Below are 24,694 nucleotides of genomic sequence, written 5' to 3' on the forward strand. Positions count from 1 at the left end.
AAATTTCTTGAATCTAGAAATTTGGATTTTTTTTGACTCTTTCCCTATAAGCGTAGTGTTAATTACTTTTTAGGCATTTCATCTTCTGGTCAGAATAATTTTATTGAGTTCGGCATCTTTTTCAGCTCTTTTTTGAGCAGCTTTTCCTTTTCCAATAGGCAGACCAGCAGTAACATACAAAGATCTGTTGTATACATTTGGGCCATCGCCTTTCATTACAGGAACCAAACCATAATAGTATTGAACTGTTATGTTCAAACCATTTCCAACATTCATATGATAACCCGCTCCTAAAGCAAGTCCGGCATCAATAACACGAATTTGATCTCGAATGTTCTTTTTGTAAACCACATCATCTTTATTTACCTCTTTAGAAAACTCGTCAAAAGCTTTGGCTAAAAGACCAAATTGAGGCCCTGTTTTTAGATAAATTCTATTTTTAAACTGATACTTAATCAAAATGGGAACATTAAAATATCGAATCTCACGATTTACAGTTCCGCCTGCAAAAGTATTATCTAAATTCGCATCGTCTAAAGAATACAGCGGAATATGTCGCGCTCCCATTGGCGATTTTACAATTACACCAGTATTAATCATCCAAGCAGGATTTTGTTTTGATCGTAAATCAAAATAAAAACCTAAATTAAAACCAGGATTACTTCCAGAACTATCCAGATCAGAAATTGTAGAAAAATTTATACCTCCTTCTAATCCAAATTCTAAAAAAGGAGAATTTAGTTTGTCTCCAAAAATTAAGGAAATCAGCACCTGAGACTTCGCCTGAGACATACTTAATAATGCAGCAAGCAAGAGTAAACCTTTTTTCATACAATTGGGTTTAAAGTCCAAAACGATATTGAAGTCCGCCTAAAACTTGAGTACGACTTCCTAGAAATCCACATTCTGCCCTAAACATAATGTGTTTGTTATATTGAAACTGAGTTCCAATAATAAAATTCCACATATCTTTTGGAGCTTTTTGTAATGAGTACTGAACAGAAGAATTTCCAGCAGTACTCAAGGCACCATCAAGATTAGTTAAAAAAGTTCCAGCTCTTTCTAATGCTCTGTTGGCAGTATTATGTTTTGCCGCATTTATAGGATTAGCTTGTTGTGCAGGAGTTAACCCGTTCCACCAGTTATCTACTTTTGTTTGATTCTCGGCTACTTTTTCTAAACCACTGTCAACTTTGCCTTGCGCCGTAGTTAAATCAAAAATATCAGACATTGCAATATTTCCGTTTGTATCGCCAGAAATATGAACTCTAAAACCTCCGACCCATAAAGCGATATTTTGATCTTGCTTATGAAACTTAAAAGTTTTACCTAGTCGAGGTCCAAAAACATACGAAAATGCAGGTTTATCTAAAGAACTAATGTCTGTCCAAGCCATATTCATATCCAATGCAAGCCAGCCGCCGCCAATACCAATTGTTGGCGTCATACCCAAACCAAAAGTTGTAGCATTAAAATTGGCTTTAGTGCTAAAAGAAGCCACTTGCGACCAATTATTATCAGCATCTGGAATCCAAATACCAGCATTAATTTTTGTGGCAGTATTTGCTTTTCCAAAAATTCCATAAATATTTAAAAAAGGTAATAACCAAATATCAGGTCGTATTGTAAGTGCGCCGGCTTCGACCGAAGATTTGTCAAAACGCACAATTTCATCTAAGTTGAATTGCGGACCATTATTGAAGCCAACATTCAAATCACTAATGTCGATTTGAGAATCCTGCCAAAAATAATTTATTGATAATCCCGCTGAGTAAGGTAATTTATAGCCTTTTTGAGCAACTTTTTCACCCCATATAGGAAGAGCGTATGGGTATTCTTCTACTTTAAGACTATCTTTTAATTGTTGATTTTTTTGTCCTACGATTTTATCGGTATAAACCTGACCGAAAATCTGTACACTAAAGAATAATAAAAAGGCTGATATTACTGTGTTGCATTTCATTGATTGTGGTATTTGTTAATTAATAAAACTGCGCAAAATAAAATAGAACTAATGTATTCTTAAACTGATAGGTATGTACGATTTTGTTTTTTAGATATTTAGGATATAAAAGGTTGAAATTTTGAATGTATAATATTATGTTAATTATTGTTAAAGTTAAATAAATTTTCTTTTGACTTGTACTATTTTTTTTAGAAAATGCAATTAAAAAACGGCAGAGTAAAATAATTTGTTTCAACTAAAGAGATAAAGTATTATTTTTACAGTCATGAAATGGATCGCAATAGTATTATCACTTTACTTAACTGTACTTTCAAATATGCCTTGTGCAGATGTGGAAGTAGGTAGTGCTATGCATAAAACAGCTCAGTTTTCATCAGAAAACAATCATTCTCACGATAAAGACAATGATTTATGCTCTCCTTTTTGCGCTTGCAACTGCTGTGGAGCACAAATTTTGACTTTTCAATATTCGGTGAGTTATGATTTTCCTGCTGCTCACACCATTATTTCTACTTCTTTACCAAATTACATTTCTGTATTTACTTCTAATTTTTACGGAAGTATTTGGCAGCCGCCGCAAATAGTATAATGATAACCCAATTGTTTAGTTTTAAATCTTAAAACTAGAGCATTATTTGGGTCAGAGAATTGTGGACTTTCCACAAAATTACAAGACAAATTTTTGTCTAATTTCTCATGTCATTAAATATTTCAAATGCTAGATAAAATCATTCAGTTTAGTATACGAAACAAATTCGTTATACTACTATTTACCCTTGTTTTAATAGCTTGGGGAAGCTATTCGCTTAAAAAATTACCACTTGATGCCTTGCCGGACGTGACCAATAATCAAGTTCAAATTATTACAACCGCGGCTACATTGGCAAGTCAAGAGGTCGAACAATTAATTACATATCCATTAGAACAAGCTGTAAAAACAGTACCGGATATTATAGAACTGCGCAGTATTTCACGTTTTGGATTATCTGTCGTTACCGTTGTTTTTGAAGACGATGTCGATATTTATTGGGCGCGTGAACAAATATTTCAGCGTTTAAAACAAGCAGAAGAAAACATTCCAGAATATGCTGGTTCGCCAGAATTGGCGCCAATTTCTACAGGTTTAGGCGAAATTTATCAATACGATGTTTATGCTAAAAAAGGATACGAAAATAAATACGATGCCGTAAAACTAAGAACCATTCAAGATTGGATCATTATTCCGCAATTGCAAGGAATTAAAGGAGTTGCAGACGTAAGTACTTGGGGCGGAAAATTAAAACAATATGAAATTGCCGTAAACCCAAATACATTAAACAGTCTTGGCGTAACCATTACCGAGATTTTTGATGCTTTAGAAAAAAACAATCAAAATACAGGCGGTGCTTATATTGAGAAAGACCAATATGCTTTTTTTATTCGCGGAGTCGGAATGGCAAAAGGAGTTAAAGATCTTGGAAATGTAGTGGTTAAAAACCGAAATGGCTCGCCAGTTCTAGTGCGCGACGTAGCGCAGGTTCGCGAAGGCGTTGCATTGCGTTATGGAGCATCAACTAAAGACGGTAAAGGTGAAATCGTGTCAGGAATGGTTTTGATGTTGAAAGGCGAAAATTCCAGCGCAGTTGTTGATCGTGTTAAAGAAAGAATGATCCAAATTAATAAAAGTCTGCCAGAAGGTGTTGTTGCCGAGGCTTTTATTGATCGAGGAAAATTAGTAGATAACGCCATCGGAACCGTTACAAAAAATTTATTAGAAGGAGCTTTAATCGTCATTTTTGTGTTGATTTTATTTTTAGGAAACCTTCGTGCAGGATTAATTGTAGCCTCTGTAATTCCACTTGCGATGCTTTTTGCCATTATTTTGATGAATGCCTTTGGCGTAAGCGGAAATTTAATGAGTCTTGGTGCAATCGATTTTGGAATTATTGTTGACGGCGCCGTGATTATTGTTGAAGCTTCCATGCATCATTTGCAAAAACTCAAACGTAAAAAAGAACTTTCGCAGGAAGAAATGGACGCTGAAATCTACAATTCGGCATCAAAAATTAGAAATAGTGCCGCTTTTGGCGAAATCATAATTTTGATTGTGTATTTACCAATTCTGGCTTTAGTGGGCACCGAAGGAAAAATGTTCAAACCAATGGCGATGACAGTTGGTTTTGCTGTTATTGGTGCATTTATACTTTCGCTGACTTATGTACCAATGATGAGTGCTTTATTTCTTTCAAAAAAAACAGAACATAAAGAAAACTTCAGCGATAGAATGATGCGTTGGTTCGAGAATTTATACACACCATTTTTAAGCAAAGCACTTCAGTTTAAAAAAGTAGTTTTAGGAGCTTCTTTAGGATTGTTTGTATTAGGTGTTATTGTTTTTCAGAATATGGGAGGAGAATTTATCCCTACAATCGAAGAAGGCGATTTGGCTATCAATGCAACAATTATGACAGGAAGTTCGCTTACGCAGATGGTTGAAACAACCACTAAATACGAACAGATTCTAAAAGCTAAATTTCCAGAGATAAAAACAATAGTAACGAAAATTGGAAGTGGTGAAATCCCAACAGATCCAATGCCGATAGAAAGCGGCGATTTGATTATTGTTTTGAAAGATAAGAAAGAATGGAAAGGCAAATATCGCAATTGGGAAGAACTGGCAAATGCCATGAAAAAAGAAATGGAAGTGATTCCTGGAGCCAATATTGAGATTTCACAGCCAATTCAAATGCGTTTTAACGAATTAATGACTGGAAGCCGAAGCGATATTGCGATCAAGATTTTTGGAGATGATTTGGAAATTCTAGATTCAAAGGCAGCCGAGTTAATTTCGAAGATTAAAAGTATTGAAGGAATTGGCGATTTAAAAGCAGATAAAGTAACAGGTCTGCCGCAAATAACGATTAAATACGATTACAATAAAATCGCCTTATACGGATTGAATATTTCTGATATTAATCAAATCATTCGTTCGTCGTTTGCGGGAGAAAGCGCGGGAAAAATCTATGATGAAAGCAAGCGTTTTGATGTTGTGGTTAGAATGAATGAAGATAATCGTGCTGATATTACTGATGTAAGCAATTTGTTTATTCCGCTTCCAAGCGGTCAGCAGGTACCGCTTTCTCAAGTAGCTACAGTCGATTACGAGCAAGGGCCGGTTCAGGTGGTTCGTGAAGATGGGAAACGCAGAATTACGGTTGGATTAAATGTACGTGGTCGTGATATTAAAACGGTTGTTGAAGAAATTCAGCAAAAACTGGATAAAAATTTTAAACTGCCTGCAGGTTATTATGTAACGTATGGCGGGCAATTTGAAAATTTGATCGAAGCTACAAAAAGACTTTCAATTGCATTGCCTATTGCTTTAAGCTTGATTTTAATACTGCTCTATTTTACATTCAAAAGTTACAAGCAAGCTCTTTTAATATTTACAGCAATTCCTCTGTCTGCAATTGGAGGTGTTTTTGCGCTTTCGCTGCGCGGAATGCCGTTTAGTATTTCTGCAGGAATTGGGTTTATCGCTTTGTTTGGAATTGCGGTTCTTAACGGAATTGTTTTGATTTCGTGTTTTAACCAATTAAAAACAGAAGGGATTTTAGATCCGTTGCAAAGAATCTTAATTGGAACCAAAACTAGATTACGTCCCGTTTTAATGACTGCAGCAGTAGCTTCATTAGGATTTTTGCCAATGGCATTGTCTACAAGCGGCGGGGCAGAGGTTCAGAAACCATTGGCTACAGTTGTAATAGGAGGACTATTCTCTGCAACTTTACTGACTTTAATCGTTTTACCGATTTTGTATTTAATGTTGGAGAAGTTTAATCATAAAGTAAAATGATTTTCACGCAGATTTGGCAGATTTTAGCAGATTTAATTTTAAAAATGACAAATAATAATCTGCATATATCTGCTTAAATCCTTTAAAATCTGCGTGAAATATAAAAGATAAAAAATGAAAATACTATATAAAATCAATACAATTCCCTTTGCGAACTTCGCGCATTCTTTGCGAACTTTGCGGTTAAACAAGTTCCTATTGGCGAATAAAACATTGTGGTTAATCACATTTTTACTGATAACCACATTGGCATCAGCGCAAACTAAAATATCTTTAGAGAAAGCAATAGAACTTGCTAAATCAAACAACATTGATTTAAAAATTGCGGATAAGGAAATAGAAAAGCAAAAGACTTTACAGAAGACTGCTTTTCAACCAGATCCGCTTCAGGTGCAATATCAAGGCGGACAGTTTAATAGTGCTGATTATGATCACAATGTTTCGGTGCAGCAATTTTTTCCGTTAGGAAATATTACAAAGGCTAACAGACAGTTGCAGGAAGAACTGGCAAAATTGGCAGAGAAACGCAAGGCTTTATCTTCTTATGAGATTGAAAAAGCGGTAACATTGGCTTATTATCAGTATTTGTACGGAATTTCGATTCAGAAGTTGAATTCTGAATTAAATGAGATTTATACCAAATTTCTAAAAAATGCTGAGCTTCGTTTTAAAACTGGAGAAAGCGGTAATATTGAGGTAATAAGTGCCAAAGCGAAAGTAAAGGAAATCGAAACCCAGAAAGAACAATTGGCTTATGATATGGCAATTTATCAAAAACAGCTTCAGTTTTTTATTCAAACGAATGAAAATATACTGCCAGATGAATCAACTTCGTTAAAATATTCTTTTATTGAAAATCAGGATTCAAAAGCCGAAAGTGTAATGACGGATTTGTATCAACAAGAAATTTCGGTTTTTCAAAAGGAAGCTAAAACATTTAAAGCCATGCGAACGCCAAAGGTAGGTTTAGGTTATTTTGCACAAACAATTAATAAAGAATCTTTATTTCAAGGTTTTACAGCCGGTCTTCAGATTCCATTATTTGGAGGAGTAAATACAGCAAAAGCAAAAGCGGCTGAAATCAGTATTTCGCAATCACAATTGGCATTAGATAAAAATAAGATTATGCTGAATCTTCAAAAAGAAGAATTACAGAACAACTTCAAAAAACAGCAGAAGAATCTGGATTATTATCAAAATGAAGGTTTACAATACGCCAATCAGATTATTGAAACAGCACAAAAAACGTATGCAAACGGTGATTTGAGTTACTGGTCTTATATTAGTTTTTTAAATCAGGCAATCGATATTAAAAAACAATTTGCTGAAGCAACACACAGTTTTAATCAAAGTGCTATCGAACTCCAATTTCCAACCATCAAAAACAATTAAAATGAAAAATATATATAATTCTTTAACCGCAAAGGTCGCAAAGATTTTAACGCAAAGTTCGCAAAGAAAAATTGCTTACAGCTTACTGCTTATAGCTTATAGCGGAATATTAATCTCATGCAATGAAAAAAAGACAGAAGAAACAAAAGAAGAAGAAAAATCTACTACAGAAGTTGCTTTAACAGAATCTCAGTATAAAACAGTAGGTATTGAAACAGGATTTGTTGAAGACAGAAATCTTAACAAAATCATCAAAGCAAATGGATATACTACGGTTCCCCCGCAAAATTCAGCTGAAGTTTCGACTTTAATCGGCGGAACGGTGAAGGATATTTTTGTTTTAGAAGGAACTTTTGTCAATAAAGGAAAAGTATTGGCAACAATTCAAAATCTTGAAGTTATCGAAATGCAGGAAGAATATCATTCGGCAACAGCCAATGTTGAATATCTGCAGTTAGAATACAATCGTCAGAAAACATTGAGTGACGAAAACGTAAATCCGAGAAAAACATTTCAGGAAGTAAAAGCCAAATTAGCGGCTGAAAGAGCGCGAGCACAAGCCGCAAAGAACAAATTAGAAGCTTTGCATGTTTCTACAAAAGGAAGTACTTCTGTAGTTCCAATTGTGGCGCCGATTAACGGTTATGTTGGGAAAATTAATATTGCCAAAGGTGCTTTTGCACAAACCGGAGTTTCTTTGTTTGAAGTAGTTGACAATAGTCAGATGCATTTAGATTTGAATGTTTATGAAAAAGATTTGGGTTCAATCTCGATTGGTCAGGTTATCGATTTTGTATTAACAAACCAATCTAATAAATCAATTAAAGGAAAGATCTTCGGAATCAATAAATCATTTTCTAATGAAAGTAAAACTGTTGCAGTTCATGCTAAAATTGATCCAGCCGACGCAAAAGGATTGATTCCGGGAATGTATGTTTCGGCAAATATTAATATTGTTAATGCAACTGTACCGGCTTTACCAAAAGATGCCGTAGTTCGAAATGCCGATAAATACTTTGTTTTTGTTCAGGAAGAAGCTCATGCAGAAGAAAAGCACGAACATAAAGCAGGCGAAAAAGAGGAAGCTCACGAGAAAGAAGTTCATTTTAAAGCCGTTGAAGTCGTTCCAGGAACAACAGATTTAGGTTTTACAGAAATTAAGTTTGTTGGTGCCATTGAATCAGGAGCTAAAATTGTTACAAAAGGAGCTTTTTATTTGTTGTCTGCCATGAAAGGCGGAGGTGAGCATAGTCACTAGATTATTTGCAAATAAGGTGCAAAGTTTTTCTCATTTTATGTCATTTCGACTGAAAGGAGAAATCACACTAGAATTTTGACAAAGTGTGTTGCCAATTTTTGTAGAGTAACGTTTGTGATTTCTCCTTTCAGTCGAAATAACAAACTAGGATGTTTTTTTTAATAAAAAACTTAACGGCTTAGTGTCTTTGCAGCAATGAACTTTGGCATAAAAACCGTAAATTTAGTGCATTATTTAGAAAAAGTTTAAACAAGAAGTTTCCCCATGATACATCAAGATAAAGAAATAAAAAGTACAAAAAATAAAGCAAAACCATCCTGCAGCTGTTCACATGATGAGCCTGTACATTCTGATCATGACGGGCATGATCACGGACATGATCACGAACACAACAGCGAAGGAAGTTTGTTTAAAATGTTTCTGCCTGCCATCATATCCTTTGTTTTATTACTTATAGGAATTGGTTTTGATAACTATTTTCCTCAAACATGGTTTTCAGGTTATGTAAGGATTGCTTGGTACGTTGCCGCTTATCTTCCGGTAGGTTTTCCTGTTTTGAGAGAAGCTTACGAAAGCATTATAAAAGGAGATGTTTTTTCGGAGTTTTTTTTAATGTGTATTGCTACAATTGGAGCATTTGCAATTGGAGAATATCCTGAAGGTGTTGCCGTTATGCTGTTTTATACCATTGGAGAAACATTTCAGGGAATGGCAGTCAGCAAAGCAAAATCGAATATTAAAAGTCTATTAGATTCACGCCCTGATGAGGTTACTATTTTTGAAAATAATATTGCTGTAAAAGTAAAAGCCTTTGAAGTGAAAATAGGATCAGTTATTCAGCTTAAAGCAGGAGAAAAACTGGGATTAGATGGAGAGTTATTATCAGATACAGCATCTTTTAATACCGCAGCTTTAACGGGAGAAAGTAAACCAGATACCAAAAAGAAAGGCGAAACAGTTCTCGCAGGAATGATAAATGAGAATACAATTGTTCAAGTAAAAGTTACAACTGCATACAGCGATAGTAAATTATCTAAAATTCTAGAATTGGTTCAAACTGCTGTAACAAAAAAAGCGCCTGCAGAATTGTTTATTAGAAAATTTGCCAAAATCTACACTCCAATTGTTGTTTATCTCGCAATCGCAATTTGTGTATTGCCAATGCTTTTTGTAGATTATTATGTATTTAATGAATGGTTGTACCGCGCGTTAGTTTTCTTAGTTATTTCTTGTCCGTGTGCGTTAGTAATTAGTATTCCGCTAGGTTATTTTGGCGGAATTGGAGCGGCAAGTAAAAACGGAATTTTGTTTAAAGGCAGTAATTATCTAGACAGTATTTCGGTTATACAGAATGTTGTAATGGATAAAACCGGAACAATGACGGAAGGTGTTTTTAAAGTTCAGGAAGTAATTATTAATCCTGAATTTGATAAAAAAGAAATTCTGAATCTGGTAAATGTTTTAGAAAGCCATAGCACGCATCCTGTTGCAACCGCAATTCATAATTATGTGGGTCAAATTGATTCATCGATTGAACTGAAAAATGTTGAGGAAATTTCAGGACACGGATTAAAAGCGCTTTTTAACGGAAAGGAATTGCATGTTGGTAATTTTAAACTCTTGGATAAATTTTCGATACCGTACAACATAGATCCCAGCACAGTTGTTAACACGACAATTGCCATCGCGTACGACAGAAAATTTGCAGGTTATTTAACCATCGCAGATGAAATTAAAAAAGATGCGCAGGAAACGGTTACTAAACTAAAAGCATTAGGTGTAAAAGTAACAATGTTAAGCGGTGATAAAACAAATGTGGTTCAATTTGTAGCTGATAAACTGGGTATTACCAATGCTTTTGGAGATTTGCTTCCAGAAGATAAAGTAAATAAAGTGAATGAAATTAAGGCTAAAAACGAAACCGTTGCATTTGTTGGAGACGGCGTAAACGATGCGCCTGTTATTGCTTTAAGCACAGTAGGAATTGCAATGGGAGGTTTAGGAAGTGACGCTGCAATCGAAACTGCCGATGTTGTAATTCAAGATGATAAACCAAGTAAAATAGCAATGGCAATTAATATTGGAAAACAAACCAAAAAAATTGTCTGGCAGAATATTACGCTCGCTTTTGTTGTAAAGGCTTTTGTGCTGATTTTAGGCGCAGGCGGATTAGCAACTATGTGGGAAGCCGTTTTTGCTGATGTTGGAGTTGCCTTACTGGCGATATTGAATGCCGTAAGAATTCAGAAAATGAAGTTTTAAATTTTGACTTTAAACATAAATTAAGCCCAATTCAAATTACTTGAATTGGGCTTTATATTTTTAATAATGTTACTTTTTTAAATGTTTCTGTTCCTGGATTTCACCATTTCCAAAAGACCAATTTTCATGTCCGTTATTTTCTAATAAAACAATGATAACATTATTGATTAAAATTGATGTTGTTGCCGAAATTCTTGTGGCAATTTGATGATATAACTTTTTCTTTTGTTCTAAAGATCTTCCTTGTCCAGCCGTTATTTGAACATAAATTATTTCATCAGAATGTGAAATTCCGAGATAACTTTCTGGATATTTTATTTGATGAGGTTCTAATTCTTCAATAACATGGAAATAATCATCTTTTGGAATATTAAACTCTTCGATCAAAGAGTGATGGATCGATTCTGAAATAGTGTTTTTTGTTTCCTGAGAAAGTTTTTTGGGCAGACTGATTCGGACAAATGGCATTTTAAATATTTTTATGTTATTGGTATAATAGTGTCAACTTTTTATAAAAATAAGAAATTAATAATGAACTGAAATTTGAAATTGCTTAAAATTTTAAATCAATAATCTGCCCATTATTTTCAAGTCTAATAGCTGTTTTATTACTTTCAGAAGGAGTTTGGGTAGGATACCAATTTCGATTAGGTCTTACCATAATCAATAAACCTTCGTCATCGCCAATTGCAGCAAAAGCTTCACTGTTTGTGTTTTTAGTAAAGAAGTTTAAGCCGTGTTTTGCGATTAATTGATTTCCTAATTTCAATGGATTTTCATTTACGATTCCAATTTCACTGATATTTAAAATGGATTTAGAACTGAATTCTTCCGTTTGAAAATTATCGAGATCATGTCTGGCAATAAACTCTAATAAATTTCCATTATTATCATAAAAATAAACCGCGTGAGCATTCCAGTTTTCAAAATTAGTAATAACATTTTGATCTTCAATTACAATTAAATCGACTTTGCTTTTACACCATTCAATAGCTTCATCAAGTTTGTTCTCGGGAATATTGAAGGCAAAATGATATATTGAGTTGAAATCGCTGTTTTCAACAAATTTTAAAGTTGAGTTTCCTGCTTTGATGCTAACAAATTCGGAGTTGTTTTCTATAATCGGTAAACCAAGAATATCTTGATAAAATAATGCCGTCTGTTTAGTATCTGCAGTCTGAAGTTGAATGTGTTCAAGTTTCATAAGTGGTCTTTTTTATAAAAAGGAGAGTTTCTTTTTGTTTCAAACAAATTTAAAAAATGACAATATCATTTTAGCTGCGGTGTCATTTTATACTTCAATGTGAGAATAGCAAATTGTTATCGGAAAAAGGAAAAGTACAGTTTAGATTTTGTATAAAAGTAAAGCCTGTTTTCTAACTGAAAACAGGCTTTTAAGATTATTGTTTTTAACTGATTTATTTTGGCATTTCAGGTGTCATAATTCTTCTGGTTGGTGTACTTAAAGTTTCAATAAAAGCTAATAAATCGCTTATTTCTTCTTTGTTCAAATTCAACTTTTTAAGCGCAGGATCAACTTTAGGAATCAAAGAATCTCGTGCTGTTCCCAAATATTTTTTTTGAACAGGAGAGGGGTTTCCTAAATTGTAAAGCTCAACAACATCAAGCAACGTTGGAAAATGCCCGTGATGCATCCATGGTTTCGTATTTACTACTTCACGAAGTGTTGGCGTTCTAAATTTGCCAATATCTTTTACATCTTTAGTAACATTATAACGTCCAAAATCTTCATTTTTTGTTCCAAACAAAGTCTGTCCGTCATTATGAAATTCATTGTCACTAAAATAAGGTGTATTGTGACAGTTTATACATTGTGCTTTGGTTCGAAATAAATGCAGCCCTTTTACTTGCTGATCGGTATAAATGTCTGATTTTCCACTTATAAATTGATCAAATTTACTTTTCGGACTATTAATCGATCTTTCAAATGTAGCAATCGCATATTGAATACGTTCTAAAGAAACTTTTTTATCTCCAAAAGCGGCTTCAAAAAGCGGTTTATAGCCTTTAATTTTGGCAATTTTATCAACGGCAATTGTTAGTTTCTCATTCATTTCTAAAGGATCTCCAATAGGAAATTGCGCTTGATCTTCTAAACTTTTTGCGCGTCCATCCCAAAATAGGGAAGTGGCGTATGCCGAGTTTAAAATCGTCATCGAATTACGTTTTCCTGTTTGGCGGTCGTGACCAAAAGAACGTGTTAAATTATCAGTCCATCCCAATTCTGGATTATGGCAGGATGCGCAGGCAATTTGTCCGCTTCGAGATAACCTCGGATCAAAAAACAATATCTTACCTAAACTTTCTTTTCTTTAGAATATGGATTGTAATCAGGATAAGGAACGGCAGGTAGAACGCCAATATCTTGAAATTTCGACTTATCGATGCTTTCATGTAGTTCTGCCGCAGGCCATTTGGACAAATCTCCGCTAGAGTAGATTTTTCGTAATTCCTGAATATCAATGTAATTTGGCTGCTCAATGCTTTTGTAAGCCGTTAAACTTACCAAAAAGAGAATAGGGAAGATTAGCTTTTTCAATTTTGTTTTTTGTGTTTTTGTTCTTTTTTTGAATGTATTTTTTTTGACAGCTTTAGATTAGTATGATCCGCAAACCTAAAGCTGTCAATTAAAAATTATAGATCAACTTCTTTAGGACAGTCGATGTTTAGAGCTGCTGGTTTAGGATATGTTCTATTGTTGTATATTCTATATTGCGTAGAGACAGTTCCTCCAAAAAGCGCATCGTTTGTCAGTTTTAACTCGAACGAAATTTCAAATAAACCAGTACTAATTGCTTTGTAAGTTCCTGATCCTGAAATTGCAATTATATGTTTGTTTTTATTGCTTCCTGTGATGGTAATGTATTGCGGAATTACTAAAACATTACCGTTCGTTTTACTGTTTCCGTTTGCTGGAAAAAACTCTAAAGCGGATGAAATATTAAATCCAGGCGAATTTGCTGCTGTTGTACTTTCGTTGCTGAACCATCTTTTCAGGTTGAATGAATTTGTGGTATTTGTTCCAGAAGCTACATTAAAACCAATTCTGAAAGCATCGTGATAAACGTCGTCATTTGGATTTGCAGTTCCTTTATCGCTGTATAAAACAGCATTTTCATGACTTTTGGGAACAACAATAGGAAAGGTAAAAGCATTGTAAGCCTGCCATGCACAAACGCCGCTTCTATCAAACCAAGTTTCGCCGTAAGTAAGGTAAAAAGCATTTGATAAATCATAAAATTTAGATGCTGGATTTGCATTGACATCTCTTATTGATTTAATTGGTTTTACGATTTGTAAAATCGTGTTTCCTGTTGCCGTATAATCACCGGCATTTACTAATGAAATAGCCGATTCATAATAGACGTCATCGTTTTTAATGTTTTCTAAAAGGGTAAAATGATAAGTAACAGAATTGCTGTTTGCTTTAAAAGGATCATGAGTTAATGAATAATTAAATCCATCTAAGGATTCAAATATTTCAAGATTTTCCATTTCAGAAGGAAAATATCCGTTTGGAAAATTAACATTAAAGTCAAATTTTTCTCCTGCTTCTCCTTTGATATCAAATCGGCTTATTGGAAATGTATAATTTGTTGTTATTGGAGCCAAATCAATTTTGAAGGTATCATTTTTAGATTCCGTATTCAGGTTTCCAATATGAATACTTGGATCTGATATTGTTTCGAGTTTCAGTGTAATACTTTGGTTTGCGGCCCATCTTTTATCAAACGAAATAGAAATTGTGTCAGTCAATTTGTTTGCCTGAAAAACAAGTTCATTGACAGGATTTAATCTGAAACCTGAATTGTCGCCTGTTATCGTCGAGCTGAAATTGGCTGTAACGGTATTTTTTAGGGAATAGGCTGTTAGAGCAACGGGAACTTTTAATGTTTTTATTGCTTTGTTTACATAGTTTGACTGTGGAATAAGAGTTCCATTAATCGCAGGATATTCTAAAGGAGTATTGTCGCTTTTTACGAAAAAGTTAAATCTCAAATGCGGATCAATTTCAGAACCCATCTTGTAATCGTCTTTAGAACAAGAAAAAATAAATAATGCGGTTAAAGTTAATATGCTGAATATCTTAATACGATTCATTTTGCTGTAAGTTTTCATTAAGATTAATATTAAAGATTGGAATAGGCAGTACAAATTTTAGCGACGGATATTCGATGCTGCAATTGTTTGAAATACAACCGTCATTTCTAGTAATTCCTTTTTGATTACGAGTTAAATCAAAGAAAAGCTGACCTTCAAAACACAATTCTTTTCTTCTTTCTAATAATAGTGCTTCTTTTAAATTGGTTGTATTGGTAAGCAATGAGGCATTTGCACGGCTGCGAATGGTATTAATATCGGCAAATGCAAGATCAGATCTATTGTTTTCTAAAGCAGCTTCGGCTCGTATTAAATACATTTCGCTTAACCTAAAAGCAACATAACCCGCGTTATCCTGAAATTTTTTAGTAAAGTTGTAATTGGCTCCAGTAATCACTCCGTTTATTAAAGTAGGCAGGGAGGCAGTAATAAATAGTTGTTTTCTTAAATCACTGTTTTCATATAAATTAATTAAGTCATTTGAAGCGACATATGCGGCATAATTAGATCCGTCATATCCAAAATAAGAGGACATTGATGATGATACAGAACCTTCGGCATCTTTTGGAATCGAAAATTCTAATAATGTTTCAGAAATAGGAATATCTGCCTGTGACCATTGTGCAATTAAATTGGAAGAGCTTACTAATGTTATACCTGAATTTGCAATAACATCATTTGCAGTTTCATAAGCATTTGCCCAGTCTTTTTTATAGAGATATACTCTTGCAAGAAGTGCTTTTGTATTGTTTTTATTGAAAAATGAATACGAAGGTCCTGCTAAAGCGGCGTTGCTGGAATAATTGTCTAAAGCCGTTTTTAGATCAGCAATAATTAAAGAATACGTTTCGGCGGCTGTTTTTCTTGCCGGATATTTCAAGCCAGACTTAATAGATTCAGTATTATAAACAATTCCTAAATGCGATGCATTTGGTGTGTAACCGTAATTTTGACTGTAAACTAAGGAAAGTAAAAAGTGTGTATAAGCTCTTATTGCCAAGGCTTCGGCTTTTATTTGATTTTTTTCACTATCTGTGGCATCACGCAGCGATGGAATATATTCTAGAATTAAATTGGCTTGATTTATAATATCATAGCTTTCATCGTAAAATAATTTAAAATTACTGGTTTCAGATAAATCTTCAAAAGAATATACGGCTCTAACATTTGGAGCAGCCGTAATTTGTCCTTTACTGTTTCCGGCTGAAGCAGGAGTAAATTTTATGTTTCCTCCCTGCATATCAGCATAAACAGCAAAACGTTCGCCTCTGGTATTTGCTTCTACGTCACGATACAATCCGTTTAAGGCAGTTAAAACACCTTTTTTATTTTGTAAAAGTTCATCTATAGAAGTTTGTAATCCAGGTTCTTGCTCTAAAAAGTCACTGCAGCTTTGTACCGAAAATAGCAGGACAGCAATTGTTATATATTTTAAATATTTCATTTTCTTAAAATTTAGCATTAACACCAAGCGAGATTGTTCTGGCTTGCGGATATGTATAATTAAATTCGCGTATTCCGTTCATTCCTTTCGGGCTTTTTTCTTTGTACCAATATGCTACATTAGTTGCATCTGCAAAAACGGCAAGTGTATCTAGAAATGTATTTTTTAGCGGTATATTATAGCTTAAATTAATATTACTCAATCTGATATAAGTCGCATCATAAACATATTTGCTGAGGTTTGCCACGATTGGAGTTGAAGTAACTGCGGGCTGCGACACAATGTCTCCAGGATTTCTCCAATGATCATTAGCATTAACAGAAAGGTTTCTGTTGAATGTATTTGAATATTTATCGATAAGAACATCTTTTGCTAAGAATTCACCGCCAATTTGAAAATCTCCTCTAAATGATAAAACAAGATTACTGTAAAAAGAAAAACTATTGTAAAATCCTCCAAAAGCATCTGGCTGGCGGTCTCCAATTGGCTCCCAATCTGCGATAGTATACAATGATCTATAAGTCATAATATCGTAGATTTTACCATTTTTTTGTACCAAGTCTCTTCCCGTTGCAGGATCAACGCCAACCCAGTTTAATCCCCAAATGGTAGTGGTGCTGTAACCTATTTTTTGTGCAAGCGCCATTTCGGCTTGAGAATAATCGCTTCCTAAACCTTTTAATTCTGTTACTTTATTTTTTATTGTAGAAATATTAAAAGCCGTGGTCCATTTAAAAGCATCACTTTTAACCCATTTAATTCGGGTTGAAAATTCAAAACCTTTATTATACATGGTTGCCGCATTTAATTGAAGAGAATTATACCCAGTTTCAGTAGGAATATCTCGTGTTGCAATCAAATCGCTCAAATTATTATAATAGTATTCAACAGAAAACTCTAGACGTTTAAAAATATTAAAATCGATTCCGCCGTTGAATTTTATGTTTTTTTCCCAGCTTAAATCCCCATTTGGAGCTGTATTAGGAACTGCTCCATCTAGACTATTATAACCATTTTGATGAATTGTGTATAAACCTTTAGATCTATAAGAACCAATTCTTGAGTTTCCTGTAGAACCGTAACTGGTTTTTAATTTTAAGAAATCAATCCAAGAATTAGAATTAAGGAAATTTTCATTACTTATAATCCAGCTTGCACCTGCGCCGCCATTGAAAGCAACATTGCTGTCGACACCAAAAACAGAACTTTCGTCGCGACGGAAATTAGCCAAAAAGTAATAACGCTTTTTATAGTTGTAATTTACCTGAGCAAATGCTGAAACTCTCGAATTATAGCTTATATCATTTCCAAATGTTTGATTGTTTTTTGATTCATCTTCCGGCGTATTTGGGTTGTCATCCATAACAGCATCCGAAATAGCATTAACTTGATTTGGATTCACAAAACCTACAGCAGATTTATAATTAAAATTGGTTTTATCCTCAGCAAGTTCAAAACCTAAAACTCCATCAATACCATGGCTTTCAGTAAGCTGTTTCTCGAACAAAAGTTGTCCCTGCCAGTTCCATTTTGTAGAATTTCGTTGGTTTATAAGACGGCGTCCCCATCTAGGATAATCAATACCATTCAACTTAAAAGTATTCAAAAACTGTCCGCTTTCATTTGCAGCAGAATAGTAGCGATCCTGTTCTTTATCCGTATAATCAATACCAAAAAGAGTAGAGAACTTTATCGCCTTGCTAAGCTGATAAGAAACATTCAAACTGCTTAAAAGACCGTAAGTATTCGTTTCATTTTTATTTTGTTCAATTGCCGCCAAAGGATTTCCTCTGGTAATACCGCTTGAGCCTAAAAAAGAGTAAGAACCATCTGCATTATAAGGAGACAGAGTAGGAAGGTAAGCAAATGAATAAAAGATATTTGGCGCGTGCTGCTGTACAAAACTTGGATTAAGCATTAAGTTTACATTTAGATTTTTATGGTGAAAACCTAAATTAATTCCTGCATTTAATTGTTTCGTATCATTACCCAATTGAGGTTCATCAATTTTGGTATAACTCACATTAGTACGATATGAAAATTTTGAAGTTGAACCCGAAACATTAAAGTTATATTTATTGTAAACACCAGTTCTATTCAATAAACTAAACCAATCTGTGTTTACCCCGTTGTAAGGCGTTAAAGCACTTCCAGGTGAAGTGTTTTTTATAAACTCATTGCGCAGTTCAGTATACTGTTCGCCATTTAAATATTTAATTTGATTAATGGCTGACGAAATACCAAGCTGATTTGAAAATCCAAATTGTGTTTTTCCTTTTTTTCCTTTTTTAGTTGTAATTAAAATTACACCATTTGCACCATCAGCACCATAAATACCAACTGCAGCAGCATCTTTTAAAACCGAAATGCTTTCTATGTTCTCTGGAGCAATCTTCATTAACGGGTTAGAAAATGTTTCTGTAGCATCTCCATTTCCACTAAAAAAAGTACTGTCTAAACCAAACTCTTCGCTCATAACAACGCCATCAACAATAAAAAGAGGCTGTGTAGAAGTTCCAGTTCTAGCATTTGTAAAAGAAGGCAGAGTACCTTGTCCGCGGATATTAATTTTTACAGGACCTCCAACTCCTGTTGTATTTTCAACCAAAACTCCTGCAATTTGTCCCGTAATCATTTTGTCAACAGATTCAGAAGCCTGTTCGACCGCAATATCTTTTGCGTTCAAAGTAGAGATACTTCCCACGATTTCCTCTTTTAACTTTGTTGTACCGTATGATGAGGTAATAATAACCGGATTCAGCTCATCAGTAGTTTCTTGAAGATGAAAAACAAATTGTTTTTTGTTGTCTGCCTTTTGCGATTGCGTTTCCATACCCAAAAAGCCAACTTCAAGAACAAGATCATTGATATTATTTCCTTTTAACAGATAAACAAATTTTCCGTTAAAGTCAGTAATAGCACCCATTCCAGTTCCTTTAATGCGTATAGTTGCACCCGGAAGCGGCAGTTTGTCTTTTGCATTATAAACCGTACCGCTAATAAATCTTTCTGTTTCCTGCGTATTTGCAGTAACTTCAGGAACAGCATTCGTTAATAAAACCTGTTTTTTCTGAATGTAGAAAGAAATATTTTTACCCTTCAATAACAGTTTCAAAGTGGTTTCAAGAGACGCATTATTGACATCTAAATCAGCCAGCTGATCAGCATCTATTTTTCTGGCATTATAAATTATTCTAAAATCAGTCTGTTCTTCAATCGATTTGATAATTAGGCTTATAGGTTTGTTTTTTACATGTAACGTTATTAATTTATTTTGAGAAAATCCTTTAAATCCAGATATAAGTATGGCTAAGAAAAATAGAATTTTTCTTAAAACGGGTTGTATCGTAAATGTCATGTTTATTTATTTATCGAGGATTGGTAATGGTAATGGTTTTTTGTTCAATTGAATAATTAAAAGGCGTGTCACGTTTTAGAAGATCTAAAATGTTCTCGACACTCGATTCGCTGATTTTTATAGTACCAGTAAAATTCTGTCTGGCCAAATCAGAATTTTCATTGATAATCTCAACGTCATAGGTACGTTGAATAATCTTTGCGATTGTAGAAAATGGGGTGTCTTTAAACGCTAATTCACCTTTTGTCCAGGCTGAGTAAAAGGCAGGATCAACATTTTTTAAAGTAATTTTTTTTGCATTATGCTGCCAAGTAGCCATTTGGTTTGGCTCAAGTAAAACAACATTTGCAGGATTTGCAGTTTCAAACATTTCAATGCTCCCTTCTATCAAAGTACTGTTAACAGTTGGGTTTTCTGGATAAGCGCTGATATTAAATTTTGTACCAAGAACCTTAATATCAACCTGATTGGCGTTTACAATAAACGGATGCTCCTTGTCTTTGGCAACATCAAAAAAAGCTTCACCAGTTAAATAAACATTTCTATTGCCGTTGATGCCAAACTGCTGCGGATAACGCAAAGTACTTCCTGCATTTAAATTTACAATTGTACCATCTGAAAGTTTAAGTTTGAATCGTTTTCCGTACGGAATCGTAAGTGTGTTGTAAACCACCTTTTCATCAGAAGTTTTACCAAAATAAATAATTTCGTCAGGGAATTTTTTGGCCACTAAATCTCCTTTATCATTTAAAAGTGTAGTTTGATTTTTCTCAGAAAAATATTCTAAACGGCCGTCGCCAAGTTCTAGAACAATCTCTTTTGAAGTTTTAGAAGTATTAGTTAATAATAAAAATGTCGTTCCTAATCCTAAAAGAACTAAAAATGCTGCAGCATAACTTAAGTATTGCCTCAGTCTGTTTTTTGGTTTCATTTGAATTACAGAAACAACATCAGTTGCACCAACGTTTGATAAGCCGGAAAGAACCCACGCTTTTTTTGCTGCAATAAATTGTTTTTTGTTTTCGGCAGAAGCTTCAATCCATTCAAAAAGTGCCTGAACTTCTTGCTCCGAAGCTTCGTTAGAAAGGTATTTATTTATTATTTCTGATGTCATATTTAAATATTAAACTTCTAGTTATAGTAAGTACACCTCAGAAATAAAAAACCCTACCTTTTATTCTTAATTATTATAAATAAGGATAAAAATAAGAAATAAATAATCGGATAATTTTGTTTTTAAAATCTTCAAAGCCTTTGTCATGTGGGCTTCAACAGCTTTTAAAGTAACTTGCATTTCTTCGGCGATTTCTGCATTTTTTTTATTCTCAAAGCGTTTTTTTATAAAAACTTCTCTGGTTTTAGGTGGAAGATCGTTAATCGATTCTTGAATTATATGTTCAAGTTCAGTCAATTCTAAAGTGTCAAACTGAAGCGAATTTAAAACCTCAATATCCAGTTCTCTCTCTTTATAGTTCAACAAATCATTTTTAAACTTATCCTTTACCTTGTTATGACGAATTAAATTCAAACATTTAGATTTGGCGTAAGTAAACAAAAAAGCCTGAATCCCGTTGATAGAATCTACGCTTTCTCTATTTTGCCACAAATGAAGTAAAGCTTCTTGTGCAAGGTTCTCAGCTTCGTCTGAATCGTAAATAAATTGAACACTAAAAGATTGAATTCGTCTGAAATATTTGTCGTAGAAAAATTTAAACGCAGTTTCATCACCTTCCTTAAAGGACAAGAATAGATTTAATTCGAAACTGGTATTATTGTTCATTAAACGAAATTTACTTTGAAAAAGCAATATTAAGTAAATTTTGAAAAGTACTTCGATTTGCTAAGAAAGCGGCAAATATAAAAGTTTATTTATATTAATTCTAAATAAAATTCAAATAAAGATTAATTCGAATGATTTTATTCAGAATAGGTTTAGAAAGTTTTATTTAAGACAAAGTAATGTCATTTCGACCGGAGGGAGAAATCACACAAGTATATCTACAAAGTTTTGGCAGCAATAGCAACGGAATTTCTAGTGCGATTTCTCCTTCGTCGAAATGACAAATCTGTGAGTTTAAAAAAAGCTTAGTAAAAACGCAAAGTTCGCAAAGCTTTGTGTAAAACTTTGCGAACTTTGCGTAATTGTTTGCGCTCTTTGCGGTTAAATAACCTTACGTTTAAAATTTCGCCATCCAAAACCAATCAGCAAAAAATTAAAAAGCAATAAGGGTAAAAACGCTTTTACAAAACTAGTATCAGAGTTATCATTAAAAGTTTCAACTTTAAAATTTTCCCATTTTTCCTGAGTAACCGGAGCATTGTCAAATATTTTTGGATAGAAATACAAACGCAGCTTTTCATGAAATTCTGTCGTTTCCTTTAAAAATAAAAGCTGATTTCGTAAATCTGATTTTGCAATTTCATTTAACTGAATTTGAGTGTGAAGCGTTGGAATAAACTGTGCTATAAATTCGCCGGCATTATTGCGCTGCTGCAGTTTAGTTTCTAATTCTTTTGAATGAACAGCAGATTCATCGTCACCCATTTGCTGCATGGCATAATACCAAAGCCAGCTGAACTCCTTATCAGGCAAAGGATAATTTTTAAATTGCGGATAATGTTTGTAGAATTTATCCAGCGTTTCCTGCTTGTCCATATCCCATTTTTCATGGTAAGCGTTTCTCTGCGTAAGCGTTAATTCTAAAGCCTCAGGAACTTTGTATGTATTGATGATGTACGTATTAATTCCCGAAGGAAGAATTATAATCAAGAATAACCAAATCGTCAATAGAATGACCGCATTGAAGTTTGAGTTTTTTTGCAGCGAAACAATAAAAAAACAAACGGCAAACCAAAATAATAAGTATAAAACAGAAAGTCCATAAAATACAATAAACGATTTGTCAATTGGAATTTGTAAAAAGATAACCGCTGCTAAAAGAATCAAAGTCAAAAGTCCAATTAAAATTAAAATTCGGACGTAGAATAGTTTCAAGATATATAAAAAGGTGTTTGGACTCTGTGTCGCCACAATTTTCCAAGTTCCAGATTCTTTTTCTTCAGAAATAATATTATATGAAAAAGCGATTATCAAAAGTGGAAATAAATACAAAAGCACAAAACTAAAATCGATATTTCCGGTTAAAAGATTGCTGGGATTATTAAGTTCTGAATCGTATTTCTGAGCTTCCAAACCACGAATGGTAACACTTTGAATAGACGGATTTACATCGCGCTGCCCAATCGATAAACTGTTTATAGGCAGTGTTTTATTTACCAATGAAAACTTGATGTAGTAGAGCAGAAGTCCAATTTCGTCTTTATGAAAAGCGGCATTTCTCGCTATATGTTCCTTTTGGTAAATTGCCGCTTCGGTAATATTGTTCTGTTGTTTTTCCTGAAACTGATGTCCAATTAAAAGACTTATAAAGCCAATTGCGAGTAAAAAAAGCAATCCAATTTTGGTGCCTTTCGAACGGATAAAATTTTTAAATAAGAGTACTAACATATTAAATGGCTTTTAGGTTTTTAGCGGCAATTCGGATCAAAACAAACAACAGAATTACCCATAAAAGAATAGAAATAACAGAGGCAATTTCGGTTTTCAAAACCTCCCAGATGCTTTTAGGTTCATAATGAAATTCTTCAACATCAGCCCAATGTTCTTTGCCAATTGTTAAAGGTTTATCGTTAGGCTGCGGTTTTTTATTGCTGATGTATTTAATTTGTAAAGCATTCATTTTCTGTGCCATTTCGTAACGATATTTCTCGGCTTGTTTCTGAAAATCGATGTACGAATCATAATCTGTATTTGATAATCCCATCGATAAATTTTTCATTGCGATGTAGGGATTTAGGAACGAAACGGCTTTAGAAAAACTATTTTGCTCAGCATAAATTTGTAGAAGATTTTCTAAATGTTTATTGTAAATATTCGAGCTGATTTTTTCGCCCTCAGTCATAATAAACCCAGAATAATTAAACGGAAGTTTTTGTACGGAATCGACTTTGTAAACTCTCAATAAAGAATCTTTTATAGCCTTGTAATGCACATCGTTTGGATTATGACTGTCGCCTTGTTTTAAAATGTCTTTCTCGATATCGCTGTTAAACTGAATTTTTGATGGTGCTTCATACAAATACGCTCCAATTGCCTGAGTTGTTCTTGGCAGAATAATGGTAAAAATCAACCAGATTCCAATTAAAGAAACCAACGCTTTTTTTGATGTTTGGCTTGAAGCCGAAATCAAAACGGCAACAACACAAAAGAACATCAGGTAAATAAAATGAAACCCAATAAACAACAGCATTTTAATCGATTCATCTGCCGAAATAGAGAAATTTTGAAGCAGTAACCAAATCAAAACTAAAACAATAATTGTTGGAACAAAAAACAGCATAACAACGCTTGCAATGCCTAGGATTTTACCAAACAAAAGTTGTTTCCAGCTGATTCCTTGACTTAAAAGGATTTTTAAAGTTCCGTTTTCCCTTTCGTAAGCGACAGAATTAAATCCAATAAAAAAGATTAATAGCGGAAGCAAAACCTGCAAAACCATCGCAATACTGATTTCGCCAAAACGAAGCATACTGTTTGAGAATCCTGCTTCAGAGAAATTAGCCGTATTTTGTTTGTGCGCTTCGAGGAAAATCGCATTTCCAAAAAACGGTTCCATTCCAAATTCAAAAACACTTAAAGACGTACTTTTTCGAAACGCAAAATTTCCGTAATGCGCCATTCTATGCGGATTTTTATCTGGATTTTTCAACCAGTCTTCGCGCGATTCATGCTGATATTTTTCGCTGGTTTCGTTTTGACTTTTGTAATTGTCCCAGCCGGAAAACGCTGCAAATAGGAGCAGAGCACCAATAAAAAGTGTAATTACATATATTGCAGCGTTTTTAAAAACGGAGTTCTTAAAATGTTTAGCAATAAGTATTTCGGTGTGTAATAATTTCATGTTAATTAAAATTTACCTGTTGAGTGTAATGTTTAAACACATAGAAACATAGCTTTTGGTTGGTTTTTACAAGGCGTTTCATTTGTATAAATTCAT

General features: G+C 33.8%; 18 protein-coding genes. 5 read left to right on the plus strand and 13 right to left on the minus strand.

What is annotated here, in order from left to right:
- Positions 1-78: 78 nt before the first annotated feature.
- Positions 79-831 carry a porin family protein gene (locus BOW55_RS03400; protein ID WP_129022977.1) on the minus strand — a complete coding sequence of 251 codons (753 nt, stop codon included), beginning with the start codon at positions 829-831 and terminating at the stop codon, positions 79-81.
- Positions 832-841: 10 nt separating this feature from the next.
- Positions 842-1,963, minus strand: a complete 1,122-nt coding sequence (locus tag BOW55_RS03405) for a hypothetical protein (protein WP_129022978.1) — start codon at positions 1,961-1,963, stop codon at positions 842-844.
- A 268-nt stretch (positions 1,964-2,231) separates the two neighbouring features.
- Here BOW55_RS03405 and BOW55_RS03410 point away from each other — a divergent pair, with 268 nt between their 5' ends.
- The 5 genes from BOW55_RS03410 (at position 2,232) to BOW55_RS03430 (ending at position 10,713) form a co-directional block, all read left to right on the plus strand.
- Positions 2,232-2,555: a DUF6660 family protein gene (locus tag BOW55_RS03410; RefSeq protein ID WP_241686461.1), complete on the plus strand. Its 324-nt coding sequence runs from the start codon at positions 2,232-2,234 to the stop codon at positions 2,553-2,555.
- A gap of 126 nt (positions 2,556-2,681) precedes the next feature.
- Positions 2,682-5,801, plus strand: a complete 3,120-nt coding sequence (locus BOW55_RS03415; protein ID WP_129022979.1) for an efflux RND transporter permease subunit — start codon at positions 2,682-2,684, stop codon at positions 5,799-5,801.
- 114 nt (positions 5,802-5,915) lie between these two features.
- Positions 5,916-7,193, plus strand: a complete 1,278-nt coding sequence (locus tag BOW55_RS03420) for a TolC family protein (RefSeq protein ID WP_129022980.1) — start codon at positions 5,916-5,918, stop codon at positions 7,191-7,193.
- 1 nt (position 7,194) lies between these two features.
- On the plus strand, positions 7,195-8,451 hold the full coding sequence (locus tag BOW55_RS03425) for an efflux RND transporter periplasmic adaptor subunit (protein WP_129022981.1): 1,257 nt from the start codon (positions 7,195-7,197) through the stop codon (positions 8,449-8,451).
- A gap of 264 nt (positions 8,452-8,715) precedes the next feature.
- The gene (locus BOW55_RS03430; protein WP_129022982.1) at positions 8,716-10,713 is read left to right on the plus strand and encodes a heavy metal translocating P-type ATPase; all 1,998 of its coding nucleotides are present in this window, start codon (positions 8,716-8,718) and stop codon (positions 10,711-10,713) included.
- A gap of 69 nt (positions 10,714-10,782) precedes the next feature.
- On the opposite strand, the gene BOW55_RS03435 is transcribed toward BOW55_RS03430, so the two are convergent.
- From BOW55_RS03435 to BOW55_RS03480, 11 genes are all read right to left on the minus strand, one after another.
- A complete protein-coding gene (locus BOW55_RS03435) occupies positions 10,783-11,181 on the minus strand; it encodes a tautomerase family protein (protein ID WP_129022983.1) in 399 nt (132 codons plus the stop codon).
- A gap of 85 nt (positions 11,182-11,266) precedes the next feature.
- Entirely contained in the window at positions 11,267-11,917 is a 651-nt protein-coding gene (locus tag BOW55_RS03440; RefSeq protein WP_129022984.1) for a VOC family protein, read from the minus strand.
- Between the two features lie 214 nt (positions 11,918-12,131).
- Positions 12,132-13,022 (minus strand): cytochrome-c peroxidase, encoded by an 891-nt coding sequence (locus tag BOW55_RS03445; RefSeq protein WP_241686462.1) that lies wholly within the window; start codon positions 13,020-13,022, stop codon positions 12,132-12,134.
- An 8-nt stretch (positions 13,023-13,030) separates the two neighbouring features.
- A complete protein-coding gene (locus BOW55_RS21220) occupies positions 13,031-13,273 on the minus strand; it encodes a hypothetical protein (RefSeq protein WP_241686463.1) in 243 nt (80 codons plus the stop codon).
- Between the two features lie 95 nt (positions 13,274-13,368).
- Complete coding sequence (locus BOW55_RS03450) at positions 13,369-14,835, minus strand: hypothetical protein (RefSeq protein ID WP_129022985.1); 1,467 nt, start codon at positions 14,833-14,835, stop codon at positions 13,369-13,371.
- Complete coding sequence (locus BOW55_RS03455) at positions 14,822-16,279, minus strand: RagB/SusD family nutrient uptake outer membrane protein (protein ID WP_241686464.1); 1,458 nt, start codon at positions 16,277-16,279, stop codon at positions 14,822-14,824. The genes BOW55_RS03450 and BOW55_RS03455 overlap by 14 nt, the downstream gene beginning before the upstream one ends.
- A gap of 4 nt (positions 16,280-16,283) precedes the next feature.
- Positions 16,284-19,637, minus strand: coding sequence for a SusC/RagA family TonB-linked outer membrane protein (locus BOW55_RS03460; protein ID WP_129022987.1), 3,354 nt, complete (start codon positions 19,635-19,637; stop codon positions 16,284-16,286).
- Between the two features lie 10 nt (positions 19,638-19,647).
- Positions 19,648-20,751: a FecR family protein gene (locus BOW55_RS03465; RefSeq protein WP_129022988.1), complete on the minus strand. Its 1,104-nt coding sequence runs from the start codon at positions 20,749-20,751 to the stop codon at positions 19,648-19,650.
- A 66-nt stretch (positions 20,752-20,817) separates the two neighbouring features.
- Positions 20,818-21,417 carry an RNA polymerase sigma-70 factor gene (locus BOW55_RS03470; RefSeq protein WP_089055552.1) on the minus strand — a complete coding sequence of 200 codons (600 nt, stop codon included), beginning with the start codon at positions 21,415-21,417 and terminating at the stop codon, positions 20,818-20,820.
- Between the two features lie 381 nt (positions 21,418-21,798).
- Entirely contained in the window at positions 21,799-23,145 is a 1,347-nt protein-coding gene (locus tag BOW55_RS03475) for a DUF3526 domain-containing protein (protein ID WP_129022989.1), read from the minus strand.
- Between the two features lies 1 nt (position 23,146).
- Positions 23,147-24,598 (minus strand): DUF3526 domain-containing protein, encoded by a 1,452-nt coding sequence (locus tag BOW55_RS03480; RefSeq protein WP_129022990.1) that lies wholly within the window; start codon positions 24,596-24,598, stop codon positions 23,147-23,149.
- Positions 24,599-24,694: the final 96 nt, after the last annotated feature.

This window comes from Flavobacterium sp. YO12, from assembly GCF_004119495.1.
Classification (GTDB): domain Bacteria; phylum Bacteroidota; class Bacteroidia; order Flavobacteriales; family Flavobacteriaceae; genus Flavobacterium.

What these genes read in the sequence shown, in the direction of transcription:
- BOW55_RS03400 (WP_129022977.1), bottom strand. Translation starts at nt 831, where the DNA reads ATGAAAAAAGGTTTACTCTTGCTTGCTGCATTATTAAGTATGTCTCAG.
- BOW55_RS03405 (WP_129022978.1), bottom strand. Translation starts at nt 1,963, where the DNA reads ATGAAATGCAACACAGTAATATCAGCCTTTTTATTATTCTTTAGTGTA.
- BOW55_RS03410 (WP_241686461.1), top strand. Translation starts at nt 2,232, where the DNA reads ATGAAATGGATCGCAATAGTATTATCACTTTACTTAACTGTACTTTCA.
- BOW55_RS03415 (WP_129022979.1), top strand. Translation starts at nt 2,682, where the DNA reads ATGCTAGATAAAATCATTCAGTTTAGTATACGAAACAAATTCGTTATA.
- BOW55_RS03420 (WP_129022980.1), top strand. Translation starts at nt 5,916, where the DNA reads ATGAAAATACTATATAAAATCAATACAATTCCCTTTGCGAACTTCGCG.
- BOW55_RS03425 (WP_129022981.1), top strand. Translation starts at nt 7,195, where the DNA reads ATGAAAAATATATATAATTCTTTAACCGCAAAGGTCGCAAAGATTTTA.
- BOW55_RS03430 (WP_129022982.1), top strand. Translation starts at nt 8,716, where the DNA reads ATGATACATCAAGATAAAGAAATAAAAAGTACAAAAAATAAAGCAAAA.
- BOW55_RS03435 (WP_129022983.1), bottom strand. Translation starts at nt 11,181, where the DNA reads ATGCCATTTGTCCGAATCAGTCTGCCCAAAAAACTTTCTCAGGAAACA.
- BOW55_RS03440 (WP_129022984.1), bottom strand. Translation starts at nt 11,917, where the DNA reads ATGAAACTTGAACACATTCAACTTCAGACTGCAGATACTAAACAGACG.
- BOW55_RS03450 (WP_129022985.1), bottom strand. Translation starts at nt 14,835, where the DNA reads ATGAATCGTATTAAGATATTCAGCATATTAACTTTAACCGCATTATTT.
- BOW55_RS03455 (WP_241686464.1), bottom strand. Translation starts at nt 16,279, where the DNA reads ATGAAATATTTAAAATATATAACAATTGCTGTCCTGCTATTTTCGGTA.
- BOW55_RS03460 (WP_129022987.1), bottom strand. Translation starts at nt 19,637, where the DNA reads ATGACATTTACGATACAACCCGTTTTAAGAAAAATTCTATTTTTCTTA.
- BOW55_RS03465 (WP_129022988.1), bottom strand. Translation starts at nt 20,751, where the DNA reads ATGACATCAGAAATAATAAATAAATACCTTTCTAACGAAGCTTCGGAG.
- BOW55_RS03470 (WP_089055552.1), bottom strand. Translation starts at nt 21,417, where the DNA reads ATGAACAATAATACCAGTTTCGAATTAAATCTATTCTTGTCCTTTAAG.
- BOW55_RS03475 (WP_129022989.1), bottom strand. Translation starts at nt 23,145, where the DNA reads ATGTTAGTACTCTTATTTAAAAATTTTATCCGTTCGAAAGGCACCAAA.
- BOW55_RS03480 (WP_129022990.1), bottom strand. Translation starts at nt 24,598, where the DNA reads ATGAAATTATTACACACCGAAATACTTATTGCTAAACATTTTAAGAAC.